Source organism: Methylorubrum zatmanii, from assembly GCF_014845115.1.
GTDB classification, from domain to species: Bacteria; Pseudomonadota; Alphaproteobacteria; order Rhizobiales; family Beijerinckiaceae; genus Methylobacterium; species Methylobacterium zatmanii.
The window spans coordinates 1-13,372 of the sequence record NZ_NKUI01000090.1 but is presented as its reverse complement, the minus strand read 5'-3'; the positions used below and the strand labels follow the sequence as shown (position 1 = coordinate 13,372).

The window sequence follows — 13,372 nt, the reverse complement described above, 5'->3', positions numbered from 1 at the left end:
CGCGGATGCGGTGCAGCCTCCGCCCGGCCTCGGCACCGGCCGCGAGCTGTTCGCCTTCATGCGCCACGGCGCCGACGATGCCGAGCGCGGCGGCTCGGCGATGCTGGCGGCGGCGGGGCTTTGACCGCCACACCGTCCTTGCGAGCATGAGCGAAGCAATCCAGACGGCACGGCCTCTTCCGGAGAGGGCGGCGCTGGATCGCTTCGGCCGACTCCCCGCATCGGCGGGGAGTGCATCCTCAACACCCGAACACACAGCACGGAGAGTGGAGAAACCCCATGAGCACCATCGACACGCTGATGCGCTCCGTTCCCGTCATCCCGGTTCTGGTGGTGGAGGATGCCGCCGACGCGGTGGGCATCGCCGAGGCTCTGGTCGGGGGAGGGCTGACGGCCCTCGAAGTCACCCTGCGCACGCCGGCCGCCCTCGATGTGATCCGGGCGATGGCGAGCGTCGAGGGGGCTGTGGTCGGCGCCGGCACGGTGCTGAACGCGCGGGATCTCGACGCGGCCGTCGGCGCGGGGGCGAAGTTCATCGTCAGCCCCGGTCTCACCGCCCCGTTGACGGAGGCCGCCCTCGCTTCGGGGGTGCCCTACCTGCCGGGTGTGGCGACCGCCGCCGACATCATGCGCGGCCTGGACCACGGTCTCGACCGCTTCAAGTTCTTCCCGGCGGAAGCGGCGGGTGGTCTGAAGGCGCTGAAGGCCCTGGCCGCACCCTTCGGGCAGGTGCGGTTCTGTCCCACCGGCGGCATCACCGAGACGAGCGCCGGGGAGTGGCTCGCCCATCCGTCCGTGCTCTGCGTCGGCGGCAGCTGGGTGGTGCCGGCGGGCAAGCCCGATCCGGCGGTAATCCGGCGATTGGCGGAAGCGGCCGCCCGGCTGCGGGGCTGAGGCCGCTTCACACCGCCCGCAGCGGCCCCTCCAGCACGCCGATGACGCGGGCGAGGTCGTTGCCGCGCTTCATCACCAGCCCGCTCGCCGCGATCACCGCATAGGCGCCCTGGCGGCGGGCGAGCTTCGGATCCTTCTCGATCCGGTAGAGCGGCATCTCGGAGGTGCGGCGGTAGATCGAGAACACCGCCTTGTCCCGGCGGAAATCGAGGGCGTAATCGCGCCACTCGCCTTCGGCGACGCGCCGGCCGTAGAGATTGAAGATGGTCCGCAACTCGTCGCGCTGGAAGGCGACTTGCGGCGTTGTCGGGGACGGGAAGGGGATGACCTGCGGGGTCGCTTGATTGTCCCGCTCGCTCGAGCGGTGATCGACGCTCTGCCCCTCGCTCATCGTCGCTCCCTTATCGGCGCCGTCGGATCGCGGCCTGAGGAGAGATGATGGCCTTCGCATCCGGCGCCCGCAAGGTGCTTCGCCGGCCATGCAGCGCAGTCCGGATCTGCGGGAACCCTCCAATCTCATGTGCGTCGCCGCACGATGAGGTGGCAAAGAACATGGTCTCGCCGCGATCCTGCCTTGCCAAGGACACCGCGAAACGCTTTCACTGTGACTTGAAACCTCGTCGGTTCTGCCCGCCGCGGCGGCGCCCGAAACCCGAGCTCCCCAGCCCTCGGGCGGTGCCACGGACCCGGTCGAACCGACATCCGGAGGTTTCGAGACCCAAGGACTTCAGGCGGCCTCTTCGGAGCGCCGCCCTTTTTTCATGCCGCGGCCTCCTGCGGGGCTTCCGCCCGCTTGGCAGGCGGGCTCGCCGGGGCGACAAGCGGCGGGATGTCCGAACCGGTCCCACCTGCCTGCGGAAGCCCGCCGGCCTTCGATGACGCCTTCCGTGCGCAACTCGCGACCCTGCTGGCATGGCGCCGGGACGTGCGGCGCTTCCGTGCCGATCCGGTCGACGAGGCGACCCTGCGCACCTGCCTCGATCTGGCGGCGCTGGCCCCCTCCGTCGGCAACAGCCAGCCCTGGCGCTTCGTGCGGGTGGCCGATGTGGGGCGGCGGGCCAAGGTGATCGAGAGCTTCGAGCGCTGCAACGCCGCCGCGTGCGAGAGCTACAGCAACGAGCGGCGGAACCTCTACGCCCGCCTGAAGCTGGCGGGGCTTCGTGAGGCGCCGGTCCATCTCGCCGTGTTCTGCGATTCCGGCACACAGGCCGGCCACGGTCTCGGGCGGGCGACCATGCCGGAAATGCTGCGCTACTCGGTGGCGGCCTGTATCCACGCCTTCTGGCTGGCGGCCCGGGCCCACGGCCTCGGTGTCGGCTGGGTCTCGATCCTCGAGCCCGGTATCGTCGCCAGGGCCCTCGACGTGCCGGAGAGTTGGGATCTGGTCGCCTATCTCTGCGTCGGCCTGCCGGTCGAGGAGCATGCCGACCCGGAACTCGTCCGCCACGGCTGGCAGGCCCGCCGCCCGGACGCCGCGCAGCTGCACGAGCGCTGATCTGATTTTACCTAAAATTCGTCCGAACCTTTGAGCGCAGGATTCGCCGTGCCGCGAAGAGAGCGTGCATGACCCGCGGATTTCGTCCCGCGTAAAGCAGAGTCGCAAGCTGGAACGTTGGATCGTCTTCGCCAGTTACGCTCCAGCTTGGAAAGGCGATCTTCGATGTTCGGAACAGGCCAGTACAGGGCGCGTCTCGCGGGCGCGTTCGTGGGATTGCTGTGCGCGCTCGGGTCTGCGCAGGCACGAGAAATCGTCCCGTTCGCGCAAGGGATTGCGCAAGGGGTTGCGCCGGGCTCCATCGTGGTGAGCACGAGCGAGCGCCGGCTCTACCTCGTCAACGGCGACGGCACGGCGATCCGCTATCCCGTGGCCGTCGGCAAGCCGGGCAAGCAGTGGAGCGGCGCCACTGAAATCGATGGCAAGTATTACCAGCCCGATTGGTCGCCGCCCCGGGAGGTGAAGCGCGACAATCCGCGACTGCCGAATCTCATTCGCGGTGGCTCGCCGAGCAACCCGATGGGGGCCGCCGCGATGACCCTGCGCGGCGGCGAATACGCCATCCACGGCACCAACCGGCCGAGTTCGATCGGCACCTACGCCTCGTATGGCTGCATCCGCATGTACAACCAAGACATCACGGATCTGATCGAGCGCGTCTCCGTCGGCACGCAGGTCTACGTGACGCGGTAAGAGGAACGGGAAGCGCCGCCTTGGCGATAGCGAGGCGGCGTGTTCGGAAGCCTCTGCCGGTCTGGCAAGAGGCTCAGAAATCCGTGTGCAGCCGGGTGCCGAGGAAATCCGCCGGACCACGATCACGGTTGTAGCCCGGATTCTCGACGTGCTGATAATCGAAGGACACCGTCACCGCCTTCGTCAGGTTCAGCGCGTAATAGACCTCGACCGCCCGTTCCGGTGCATAGGTCAGGCGCCCGTCGCCAATGAGCAGCCCGAGGCCGCCATTGTCGAAATAGGCCCGGTGGGAGGGTGAGATCCGGTTGGCGGAGGCGCCGATGCCGACCGTATCCTGCGGGCGGCCCCAGGCCGTTCCCTTGAGCGACAAACCGCCCGAGATCGACCCGTCGATATCGGTGAAGGACAGGCTCTGATTGCGCCCGTCATTGACGCTTGCCCGGGCGAACAGGCCGAGATCGGCGGTGAGCGCCTGTTCCAGGTTGAGATAGGCGCCGCTCTTGCGTCGGGGCGCCCGGGTCGCCAGGACCGCGCTGTCGATGTCGGGGAAGGCGCCGGCTTGCGTCAGCGCCACGACTTGGCGGAAATCGGCGGTGTTGCCGACATTCGAGAACAGGCCGAGGCGCAGCTTGCCCGGCTGGTCGAGCCCCGGCAGCGTATGGCGCTCCTCGAACTCGACCGTCGCACCGGCCCGCTCGAACACCCGGGGATCGAGCACGTCGGAGGAAGGCTCCTTCGGCACCTGGGTGTAGGCGGCGCGGACCGCGAATTCGGCGCGATTGTACTCGACCATCACGCCCTGCGTGAAGCCGGGCAGGTTGGCCGGGAAGTCGTAGGCACCGGAGGCCCAGACGCCCCAGTTCATGAAATCGACCCGCGGGTCGTGGGCGTAGATGTTGCCGTCGAAGTAGTCGCCCAGGGCGAACTTGCCCGCGACCACCGTGATGCGCTCCACGTCGCGCGTCCCGGCGATGGAGTTCGGCCCGTCGGGCACCTCCTCGGTCTCGCCGCCGAGACCGAAAGTCTGGCGCACGAAGTAGCGGTTGGAACGCAGCTTCGGGAAGGGGGCTCCGGCCTTCTGCGCCTCGCCGTTGACGAAGCCGGCGATGCCCAGGGTCCGCGACAGGCCGAAGCCCTGGCTGAATTCCGGGTTGTAGTAGATCTCGGTGCCTTCGAAGAGCTTGAGGCCGAGGAAGAGCGTCGCCGTCGTCGTCGCCTGTGCTTGGTCCGGCACGAGGCTCTGAGGTCCGCGATAGGGCGAGCGGAAGCCTGTGACACCCTGGTTCACGAAGGTGGTCTGGCCGTGGAACGAGAAGCGGGCATCCTTCGGTGCCTCGGCGTCCTCCTCCGGCACCAGAGCCAACGCCTCCGGGTGCCAGATCAGCCGGGCCATCATCTGGTTGGAGACGAATCCGGTGCGGGTCGTCACCGGCCCGCCCTCGAGCCCCGGCAGGGGGCCGAGCCCGAAGCGGCGACTCTCGCCGAGGTCGCTGTAGCGGTAGTCGAGGCCGAGGGAGAGGTGCGGATCGACCGCGAACTGAACGCCCGCCCCGAGGGTGAAGCCGAGATAGGACACGTCGCGGGCGGCCGTCGCCGTCGCGCCGCCGGCGAGGTCCGGATAGGTCGCGAGCACACGGCCATTGGCGCCGCTGAGGCCGAGGGTCGCGTAGATCAGGTTGTTGCCGAAGGCGTAGCCGAGCCGGGCGCGGGCGCTGCCGAACAGGTCCGTCTTCTCGCGGATCAGGGCGAAGGGCGGATCGATCGCCTCGTAGCCGAAGCCCTGCACATCCGAGCGCACGCCGCGCTTGAGATTGGACCCTGCGAGATCGGCCTCCAGGCCGTACACGAAGGGGCCGGTCTGCCAGTTCCAGCCGGCGAAGGCGCCGCCGACCACGGTGGTCGCATCCCGGCCGAGATCGCGGCCGCCGGTGGCGTCTCCGGTGCGGATGGACGGAACCCGGCGCGGGCCGATCGTGGTGGGGCCGAAATCGTAATTGCCGAAGGAGGCGCCCGCGCTTCCCTGCACGCCGGCATAGAAGCCCGACCAATCGATGAAGCCGGGCCGGAAGCCCCCCGCCGGATCGGCGGCGGCAACGGTCCCCGCATAGAGACTCAACGCCGCCGTCAGGCCCGATCCCACGATCCACCGATGCCGGAATTGTCCCGCTTGCCCGATCCGCACTCCGCCAGCCCCCTGCCGTCACTTCCGTGCGGCCTAGCAGATGCCGTCGCCGCTGCAATGCATCCTCGCCGTCACGAGGCGCGAAGGCTTCGCAACGGTTGCATGGACGCCACGGAAGGCAGAGCCGAATTGTCCGACAGGACGATGACGGCCGCGGAGGGGGAGAGGCGGCGGAAAGCTCGGCGATGCCCCTTGCCGGGCGGAAGCGGAGCATTATTTCGGCTGCGCCTCGACCCCCATCAGGTTAGGCACAGACTTCAGGGCGCGCACGGCAACGGCGCGCCCTTTTTGCGTTCTGTCTCGCCTTACTCCGCCGGGGCGGCGGTGGCCGCCTTGGCCGATGCCGCAGCGGGTTTGGCGGCGGCCTTCGCGGGTTTGGCCGGAGCTTCGACCGGCGCGGCTGCGGCCTGCTGGTTCACGTCCGGCACGCGGGTCCAGGTCTGCGAGCCGCACAGCACCTTGAGCATGCAGCCCTGCACGTTCAGCTCGCTGTCGCTCTCGCGCTCCAGGCTCACCTGATAGATCTTGCCCTCGTCGGCGTTGTAGATCTCGCCGGCGAAGCTGTCGTCCTCGGGCTTCAGGTTGTCGAGGAGCGTGAGCCCGATGATCGGACGCGTCCGCTTCTTGGGATCGGGATTCTTCAGATCCGTGCGCGGCGCGCCGGTCTCGGTGCTCGGGGATTTGAGCCACACCACCTTGCCGCAGGCATTGCTGCCACCGGGGCCGCAGCGATCGATGCGGATTTTCGCGCGGCCATCCCCGGTGAGCCACGTTCCGGAAAGGTCCTTGGGCGCCGCGAAGGCGGAGCCCGAAACCAGAAGGGCGGCGAGGCTGAGGGCGATACGCATGAAGTGGCTCCTAAGGCTGAGAGCCCGCGGACGGGCTGGGCTTGCGGAGAGGGACGGCCACCCCGGCCGAGAGGATCGGGGAAGCGGCGGATCGGTCGGCGGCGAGTACGCCCCCGCAATCCGGCGATTTTTCGGCAGTGTTGCGCGGAAGCCATGGCAAGGCTGAAAAAGGCCGAGCTCGCCGCCCCGCTTGTTCCGGCGACAAGGGTCGGTTGAGGGTCTTCCCCTGCGCCGCTATAAGCCCGGCGCGCCGACGGCCGTCCGGGCAGCTTCCGAGCCGGCCTTCACCCAGCCCGTCGCGCGCCCTCTTTCTCCAACGGAACCGGACCGGACCCATGGCTCTCGAGCGCACCTTCTCCATCCTCAAGCCCGACGCGACCCGCCGCAACCTCACCGGCGCGGTCAATGCCGTGATCGAGGCCGCCGGCCTGCGCATCGTCGGCCAGCGCCGCATCCGCATGACCCGCGAGCAGGCCGAGACCTTCTACGCGGTGCACAAGGAGCGCCCGTTCTTCGGTGAGCTCGTCGAGTTCATGACCTCCGGTCCGGTGGTCGTGCAGGTGCTGGAGGGCGAGAACGCCGTCGCCAAGTACCGTGAGGTGATGGGCGCCACGAATCCGGCCCAGGCCGCCGAGGGCACCATCCGCAAGCAGTTCGCCGAGTCGGTCGGTGAGAACACCGTCCACGGCTCCGACAGCGCCGACAACGCCAAGATCGAGATCGCGCAGTTCTTCACCGACGCCGATATCGCCGCCTGATGCGTCCGCCCCGCCGGCTCCAGAGCCGGCGGGGCACCGTCTTCCGCGCCGAGGGCTTCGCCCGAAGGCGTATTCCGGGCCAGTGTGACTCTCCTGCCCTAGCGGGACGGGGGCGCCTCCCCGAAGAACGGAATCCGTCGACGTTGTCCCGTCTCTCTCGGATTCTCGCCTCCATGCGCCTCACGTTCCCGCGCACCGGCCGCCTGCTCGCCGCGGCCGGCCTCGTCTCCCTGCTGGCCGCCTGCAACAGCGCCGGCCGCCCGGCGCAGTACAGCGCCCTCGAGGGCTATGTGCCCGACCCGGCGCTGAAGACCGCGTCGAAGAACAACCTCTCCGGCCGCGTGCGCCACGCCTGCACCGTGACCCAGGCCAAGCTGCAGAAGGTTGAGGAAGCCTCCCTCGCTGCTCCCTGTGGCTGCTATGCCGAGCGGACCCTGTCGTCCCTCGACAAGGACGAGATCGCCTCCTACCGCAGCACCGGCTACTTCAACGACAGCGCCCGGGCCAAAGCCCTGAACGCCCTCGACAGCTGCAAGCTGCCGCGTCCGGTCTAACCCTGCCGAAAGGGGGCGGCGCATGGCGCCGTCCTCCGTCGCATCGCTACGGGGCCGGGGCCGGCTTCACAGGGTCTCGGACGGGGCTGTCTTCTTTCCCCCGTCCGGTTTTTTCGATTCGGGGCAGATGCTGCGCAGGCTCTGCCATTCCGCCTCGGACAGGATGCCGGCACCGGCCGGCTTGTGCTCGACCTGCCCGTCTCGCGCCAGGGCCCGGATCCGTGCCGCACGCTCCGCCGTGAAGGGATGTGAGCGCAGGAACGAGATCGCCCCCGGTTTCTCGTCTTCCGCCTTGGTGATGCGCTCCAGGATCGCGGCCAAGGCCGCGCCGTCGCCCCCTGCGCGCTGGACCGCCGCGACGGCAAAGGCATCCGCCGCCCGCTCGGCATCGCGGGAATAGCCCGCCGAGATCGCCGCCTGCCCGATCGTCACGAGCACGGTCGAACCGGTCAGGTCGCCCAGCACGAGGCTCAGCAGGAACGAGGTGCCGCCGGCCGTGATCACCGCGCGGATCGGATCGCGGGCGACGACATGTCCGAACTCGTGGGCGAGGATGCCGGCGAGTTCGTCACCGTTTCTGGCCTTGGCGACGATATCGGACAACAGGATCACCCGTGCGCCGGGCAGGGCCATCGCGTTGGCGAGGGCGTGCCGACGCACGCTCACCTGCGGAATCGCCGGCAAGGTCATGCCCTCCGTGAGCCGTGCCGTCAGCCGGTCGAGCACGGCGCGCGCCGGAGCCTCGTTGCAGGCGGGTGGATCGCCGAGGAGATCGACGATCTGCGTCTCCACACTGCGCCCGAGCTGCGCCTCGGCGGCCTGAGGTACCAGCGGCGCGATCACGCCGGAAGCGGCCGGCACACCGTAGAGCGCCGCCAGCACGACGGAGACACCCGCCGCGACCGACCACAGCACGAGGCGCGTCAGGCCACCCTGGCGTTCGGCCCGGTAGAGGTCGGGACAGCGGGCCTTCAGGGCATCGGCGAAAGCCACGTCGGCGAACTCGACACTCTCCGGTCCCTCCGCCTGCAGAATGCGCAACAGCGGCGGCGCGGTGTCGGCGGCGCGCAGGTCGAGTAGGCTCCAGTCGCGGCGAAGACCCTCGCCGAGGATCTCGAGCCGGAAGGTCAGCCGCAGGGTCACCGGACGGGGGCGGGCGCTGAGGCCGTCGAAGAAGGTGCCGGTGGTGGAAAACGCCTCCATCGAGCCTTCAGAACCCGATCTCGAGGGCGCCGCCGACATCGAGCGCATCGGCGAGCCCTTCGTTCAGGCCACTGGCCGGCGGCCGGGACGAGGCGAGCACGGCCTCCAAGGCCGGCAGATTCTCGATCTGTGTCGTGGTCGCCACCGCGTGCCACAGGCGCACGGTCACGGTGCGCACGTAGATGACCGTGAAGCCGATCAGGGCGCCGAGATAGAGAAGGGCGCTCGCGGCCAGAACGGCCGCCTGCGTGCCCGCGCTCGGATTGTCTGCGGCCAGGATCGGAACGAGGAGGGCGAAGACGATGCCGAGCGCGCTCACGAAGCCGATCAGAGCAAGCATGTAGAGGAAATAGGGCCAGTAGAACTGGCGCGCCCGGAGCGAGGAGGCGAGTCGGGCGGCGCCGAGACTGGCTGCGTTGAGGAAGGCGCGGGTCTCGCGGGCGCGGTAATAGGGAATCAGGATCACGGCCAGCGGGATCGACACGCTCGCGGCTCCCAAGACCAGCCCGCCGTAAAGGGACAAGGGCGTATCCGCATAGGCCGGATTGAAGATGAGCTTGCTCTTCTCGGTCGCCGGATCCTGAATCAAGAGATCGCTCGGCAGGTCGAAGCCGCTCGCCGCCAGCAGCGCGAGCAGGCTCGCAATGATCGGCAGCAGGCCGACGATGTAGAACATCAGCCAGGGCAGAAGGATCGAGCGCCCCGTCGCGGTGGAGCGCATCCGGCTCTGGCCGATCAGAGTATGGTCGATGCGGAAACGTTCCAGGGCCGCCCGCATGAAGGGAAAGGCGAGACCCAGGGTGAGGATCGTCGCGAGCCACCACAGGCTGGCGCGACCGGCATAGGCGAAGCCCGATCCGTCCTGCGCCAGCCGGATGCCGCGCCAGCGGGTGCGCGAGGCCCGGTAGCGCCTGCCACGGAACAGGGCGTATTGCCCGAGCACGAACAGGAAGACGAAGGAGATCGGGGCCGCGAAGGGCGCGAGCGCAGGGATCGCGAAGCCAAGAAGGAACAGGACGAGGTAGACCGGCACGAGGATGGCGAGCGCCACGACGAAGCCGAGAAACAGCTCCTTGCCGGTGCCGAGATATTCGGCCGGGCTGCCGGCCACGATGGTGCGGCCCCAGAAGAAGCGCCGCAGATTGGAGATGTACCAGAACCGGTAGATCGAGAAGGTGACCAGCGAGAGCAGGAAGCCCTTGATGACGATGCCGGTAAGGCCCGCCGCCCGTCGGTCGAACGCAATCACCCCTGTCCGGGCCGGAGCCTGGCTCGGCACGCCTTCGAATTGATTCATCGTCGCAGTCCCCCCGAACGGGAGGGAGACTAGAAGCGGTGCGGTTTGCGTTGCAACCGGGTTGGGCTTGTAATCCTCTCGGCATTCCGCCGGTGCCGGCTCATCCGGCGGCCCGGTTCCGCTCAGCTGCGGTCAAGGTGAGCGTGGCGTCGTCCCGTTTTCCTCTGCGCCTGCGAGGCCTCGTTCCGGCCCTTGCCCATCCTCACGCGGCGCGAGGAGCGGGCCGCGAGGCGGGTGGGAGACATCGGGAACGGTGTGGACAACGAGGGCGACCGTGCCCGTATCGTTAATTTCACGTGAAAATCATGTCGCCGCACGTAGGCGGGTCGATGACAGGCGGCCGGTCGGTCCGCCTGTCATCCGATGACTCAGCAGCAGCGGAAGCCCGAGCTGTTGCCGACGCCGAAGCGGGCATTCTCCCGGTTGCGGAAGAATTCGCGCTCGGTCATCGGCGTCTGGTCGGGGTGGGTCTTCGCGATATGGGCGACATAGGTGCCGTAATCGCCCTGGCCGACCATCAACCGCGCGCCGTCGCAGACGCATTTGTTGAAGGCCCGGAGGCGATCGCGAAAGTTCTGAGACGGCGCGGTCATGGCAGGATCACTCCGCCGGAGCGAGCTTGGCGTCGGCTTCGAGCGCCGTCCACCGGTCGGCGCGGTAGGCCTTGACGCAGGCCATGATGCCGAAGACCGCGATCGCCACGACGAGGCCGACGAAGAGCACGGCGAGGCCGGCATCGATGCGGTCGTTGAAGACGATCTTGTGCATGTCTTCCATGTTCTTGGCTGGGCCGAGCACCTTGCCCTCGGCGATGGCCGCCGAGAACCGGTCGGCATGGGAGAGGAAGCCGATCTTCGGGTCGGCCGAGAAGATCTTCTGCCAGCCGGCGGTCAGGGTGCAGATGCACAGCCACACGGTCGGGATGATCGTGACGAAGGCGTAGCGCTCCCGCTTCATCTTGAAGATCACGACCGTGGCGAGGGTCAGGGCGACGGCCGCCAGCATCTGGTTCGAGATGCCGAAGAGCGGCCACAGGGTGTAGATGCCGCCCAAGGGGTCGGTCACGCCCTGGTAGAGGAAGAAGCCCCAGGCGCCGACGCAGAGGGCCGTGGCCAAGACACTCGGTGCCCAGGCCGAGGTATCCTTGAAGGACGGTGAGACGAGGCCGAGCAGATCCTGCAGCATGAAGCGGCCGGCACGGGTGCCCGCATCCACCGCCGTGAGGATGAACAGGGCCTCGAACAGGATGGCGAAGTGATACCAGAAGGCCATCATCGCCTTGCCGCCGATGGCCGACGAGATGATGTGGGCCATGCCGACGGCGAGCGTCGGGGCGCCGCCGACGCGGGAGATGATCGAGTGCTCGCCGACATCGACGGCGGTCTGGGCGATCACCTCGGGGGCGATCGGGAAGCCGAGCTTCGCCACCGCCGCGGCGGCCGTCTCCGGGGAGGTGCCGAGCAGGGCGCCGGGCGAGTTCATGGTGAAGTAGACGCCCGGATCGATCACGCTCGCGGCCACCAGGGCCATGATCGCGACGAAGCTCTCCATCAGCATGCCGCCATAGCCGATGAAGCGGGTGTCGAGTTCGTTATCGACGAGCTTCGGCGTGGTGCCCGACGAGATCAGGGCGTGGAAGCCGGAGACCGCGCCGCAGGCGATGGTGATGAACAGGAACGGGAACAGGCTGCCCGCCCAGACCGGGCCGGTGCCGTCGACGAACTTCGTCACCGCCGGCATCTGCATGTGCGGCGCCACGAAGACGATGCCGATGGCGAGGCCGACGATGGTGCCGATCTTGAGGAAGGTCGAGAGATAGTCGCGCGGTGCCAGCAGCAGCCAGACCGGCAGGATCGCGGCGACGAAGCCGTAGCCGATCAGCATCCAGGTGAGCTGCGTGCCGGTGAAGGTGAAGGCCGGGCCCCAATAGGGGTCGGCGGCGATCCGGCCGCCATAGATGATCGCGGCCATCAGCAGGAAGAAGCCGATGATCGAGACTTCGCCGACCTTTCCCGGCCGGACGAAGCGGGCATAGAGGCCCATCAGCAGGGCGATCGGGATCGTCGCGCCGACGGTGAAGGTGCCCCAGGGGCTTTCGGCCAGGGCCTTGACCACCACCATCGCCAGCACGGCCAGCAGGATGATCATGATCATGAAGGTGCCGAACAGGGCGATCACGCCGGGGATCACCCCGAGTTCGGCCCGGATCAGCTCACCGAGGGAGCGCCCGTCCCGGCGCATCGAGATGAACAGGACCATGAAATCCTGCACCGCGCCGGCCAGCACGACGCCGGACAGGATCCAGAGCATGCCCGGCAGATAACCCATCTGCGCCGCGAGCACCGGGCCGACCAGCGGACCCGCGCCGGCAATGGCCGCGAAATGGTGGCCGAACAGGACCGATTTGTTGGTCGGAACGTAGTCGAGGCCGTCGTTATGGCGGTGAGCCGGGGTCTCGCGCTTCGGATCGAGGCGCATGACCTTGTCGGCGATGAAGAGAGAGTAGTAGCGATAGGCGATCAGGTAGACGCAGACTGCGGCCACGACGACCCAGAGTGCGTTGATCGATTCACCCCGCTGCGTGGCGACGACAGCCAAGGCGGCCGCGCCCAACGCCCCGACCAGGGCCCAGGGCCCGTGTTTCTGTATTGCGCCCATCCGACGCCTCACTCCGTGCATCGGCCGCATTCTTAATGCTGGCGGCCTTCACGGCACTGTTTGGCGCAATTTTCCCCCCGAGACCAGTTGCCGGGACCACACAGGGGGCGTTCCATCAACGGTGGCAGTAACATCTCCCATCTCGCGTCACTGGAAACAACGGATGAGGGCGGGTGACTGCGTGTTTCCGCAGCAAAGCCCGGAACGGGATCAGGGAGCGCGGCCGGATTGTCCGGTGGACACGCATCGTCGGGTTGCGCGTCCGTGCGGAAGTCCGGCGCGGCGGAGGGGCTTCCCCCCTCAATCGATGACGATGACGCGGTTGGGAAGCTGGTTGTCGCCGCGCCTGCCCGGCAGGGCCGAGGCCAGGACGGCGCCGACCCGATCCACCGCGGCGATCAGGCCTTCGCCGAGGGCGCCGCGACCGGCCGCGCCGAGCAGGTCGGCGACGATGGCGTGCCACCGCTCGTCCTCGATGCGGGTGCGCACGCCCTTGTCGGCGACGATTTCGGCATAACGCTCGGCAAGCGCGACGTAGATCAGCACGCCGGTATGCCCGCGTGTTCCGGTCAGACCGTGGGCGAAGAACTCGCGGCGGGCGGCCTCGTGGGCGCGCGCGTGTCGCCAGCGTCTCGGGGTGAGGGCGACGCGCAGAGTCCGGTTCAGGCTCAGGAGCAGCGATCCGAGCACCAGGGCCGCCTGAGCCAGGGCGATCTCACCAGCGCCGAGATCCGTGAACAGGATCAGCGGCCAGGGAGCGGCGAGGCCGAGGGCGAGGGCGAGGGCGAGG

At 68.4% G+C, this 13,372-nt stretch carries 13 protein-coding genes; 5 read left to right on the top strand and 8 right to left on the bottom strand.

The genetic code is table 11. The features are described 5' to 3' along the window. Nucleotides 1-279: 279 nt before the first annotated feature. Nucleotides 280-894, top strand: coding sequence for a bifunctional 4-hydroxy-2-oxoglutarate aldolase/2-dehydro-3-deoxy-phosphogluconate aldolase (eda, locus tag MZTS_RS12020; RefSeq protein ID WP_192284022.1), 615 nt, complete (start codon nt 280-282; stop codon nt 892-894). A gap of 7 nt (nt 895-901) precedes the next feature. Here the strand turns inward: eda and MZTS_RS12015 are convergent, their stop codons facing one another. Continuing rightward, nucleotides 902-1,285 (bottom strand): DUF2794 domain-containing protein, encoded by a 384-nt coding sequence (locus MZTS_RS12015; protein ID WP_192284021.1) that lies wholly within the window; start codon nt 1,283-1,285, stop codon nt 902-904. A gap of 438 nt (nt 1,286-1,723) precedes the next feature. Between MZTS_RS12015 and bluB the strand changes: the two genes are divergently transcribed. Both bluB and MZTS_RS12005 read left to right on the top strand, forming a co-directional pair. Next, the gene (gene bluB / locus MZTS_RS12010; protein WP_192284020.1) at nt 1,724-2,389 is read left to right on the top strand and encodes a 5,6-dimethylbenzimidazole synthase; all 666 of its coding nucleotides are present in this window, start codon (nt 1,724-1,726) and stop codon (nt 2,387-2,389) included. 165 nt (nt 2,390-2,554) lie between these two features. After that, complete coding sequence (locus MZTS_RS12005) at nt 2,555-3,082, top strand: L,D-transpeptidase (RefSeq protein ID WP_192284019.1); 528 nt, start codon at nt 2,555-2,557, stop codon at nt 3,080-3,082. 73 nt (nt 3,083-3,155) lie between these two features. On the opposite strand, the gene MZTS_RS12000 is transcribed toward MZTS_RS12005, so the two are convergent. Both MZTS_RS12000 and MZTS_RS11995 read right to left on the bottom strand, forming a co-directional pair. After that, the gene (locus MZTS_RS12000) at nt 3,156-5,198 is read right to left on the bottom strand and encodes a carbohydrate porin (RefSeq protein ID WP_246482093.1); all 2,043 of its coding nucleotides are present in this window, start codon (nt 5,196-5,198) and stop codon (nt 3,156-3,158) included. A gap of 371 nt (nt 5,199-5,569) precedes the next feature. After that, nucleotides 5,570-6,112 (bottom strand): DUF2147 domain-containing protein, encoded by a 543-nt coding sequence (locus tag MZTS_RS11995; protein ID WP_192284017.1) that lies wholly within the window; start codon nt 6,110-6,112, stop codon nt 5,570-5,572. A gap of 335 nt (nt 6,113-6,447) precedes the next feature. Between MZTS_RS11995 and ndk the strand changes: the two genes are divergently transcribed. Then, complete coding sequence (gene ndk / locus MZTS_RS11990) at nt 6,448-6,870, top strand: nucleoside-diphosphate kinase (protein ID WP_192284016.1); 423 nt, start codon at nt 6,448-6,450, stop codon at nt 6,868-6,870. A gap of 173 nt (nt 6,871-7,043) precedes the next feature. Then, nucleotides 7,044-7,424 carry a hypothetical protein gene (locus MZTS_RS11985; RefSeq protein WP_192284015.1) on the top strand — a complete coding sequence of 127 codons (381 nt, stop codon included), beginning with the start codon at nt 7,044-7,046 and terminating at the stop codon, nt 7,422-7,424. A 66-nt stretch (nt 7,425-7,490) separates the two neighbouring features. Here MZTS_RS11985 and MZTS_RS11980 read toward each other — a convergent pair whose 3' ends face one another. The 5 genes from MZTS_RS11980 to MZTS_RS11960 all read right to left on the bottom strand — a co-directional run. Beyond that, the gene (locus tag MZTS_RS11980; protein ID WP_192284014.1) at nt 7,491-8,627 is read right to left on the bottom strand and encodes a M48 family metallopeptidase; all 1,137 of its coding nucleotides are present in this window, start codon (nt 8,625-8,627) and stop codon (nt 7,491-7,493) included. Between the two features lie 7 nt (nt 8,628-8,634). Next, nucleotides 8,635-9,924, bottom strand: coding sequence for a YjgN family protein (locus tag MZTS_RS11975; protein WP_192284013.1), 1,290 nt, complete (start codon nt 9,922-9,924; stop codon nt 8,635-8,637). Nucleotides 9,925-10,292: 368 nt separating this feature from the next. Then, nucleotides 10,293-10,517, bottom strand: coding sequence for a YbdD/YjiX family protein (locus MZTS_RS11970; protein WP_192284012.1), 225 nt, complete (start codon nt 10,515-10,517; stop codon nt 10,293-10,295). 7 nt (nt 10,518-10,524) lie between these two features. After that, entirely contained in the window at nt 10,525-12,582 is a 2,058-nt protein-coding gene (locus MZTS_RS11965) for a carbon starvation CstA family protein (RefSeq protein ID WP_192284011.1), read from the bottom strand. A 300-nt stretch (nt 12,583-12,882) separates the two neighbouring features. Beyond that, nucleotides 12,883-13,372 (bottom strand): TPM domain-containing protein (locus MZTS_RS11960; protein WP_192284010.1); only part of this gene is annotated, 490 nt, incomplete at its 5' end.

Excerpts from the sequence above, each read along its gene's own strand:
- eda (WP_192284022.1), top strand. The coding sequence starts at position 280 with ATGAGCACCATCGACACGCTGATGCGCTCCGTTCCCGTCATCCCGGTT.
- MZTS_RS12015 (WP_192284021.1), bottom strand. The coding sequence starts at position 1,285 with ATGAGCGAGGGGCAGAGCGTCGATCACCGCTCGAGCGAGCGGGACAAT.
- bluB (WP_192284020.1), top strand. The coding sequence starts at position 1,724 with ATGTCCGAACCGGTCCCACCTGCCTGCGGAAGCCCGCCGGCCTTCGAT.
- MZTS_RS12005 (WP_192284019.1), top strand. The coding sequence starts at position 2,555 with ATGTTCGGAACAGGCCAGTACAGGGCGCGTCTCGCGGGCGCGTTCGTG.
- MZTS_RS11995 (WP_192284017.1), bottom strand. The coding sequence starts at position 6,112 with ATGCGTATCGCCCTCAGCCTCGCCGCCCTTCTGGTTTCGGGCTCCGCC.
- ndk (WP_192284016.1), top strand. The coding sequence starts at position 6,448 with ATGGCTCTCGAGCGCACCTTCTCCATCCTCAAGCCCGACGCGACCCGC.
- MZTS_RS11985 (WP_192284015.1), top strand. The coding sequence starts at position 7,044 with ATGCGCCTCACGTTCCCGCGCACCGGCCGCCTGCTCGCCGCGGCCGGC.
- MZTS_RS11980 (WP_192284014.1), bottom strand. The coding sequence starts at position 8,627 with ATGGAGGCGTTTTCCACCACCGGCACCTTCTTCGACGGCCTCAGCGCC.
- MZTS_RS11975 (WP_192284013.1), bottom strand. The coding sequence starts at position 9,924 with ATGAATCAATTCGAAGGCGTGCCGAGCCAGGCTCCGGCCCGGACAGGG.
- MZTS_RS11970 (WP_192284012.1), bottom strand. The coding sequence starts at position 10,517 with ATGACCGCGCCGTCTCAGAACTTTCGCGATCGCCTCCGGGCCTTCAAC.
- MZTS_RS11965 (WP_192284011.1), bottom strand. The coding sequence starts at position 12,582 with ATGGGCGCAATACAGAAACACGGGCCCTGGGCCCTGGTCGGGGCGTTG.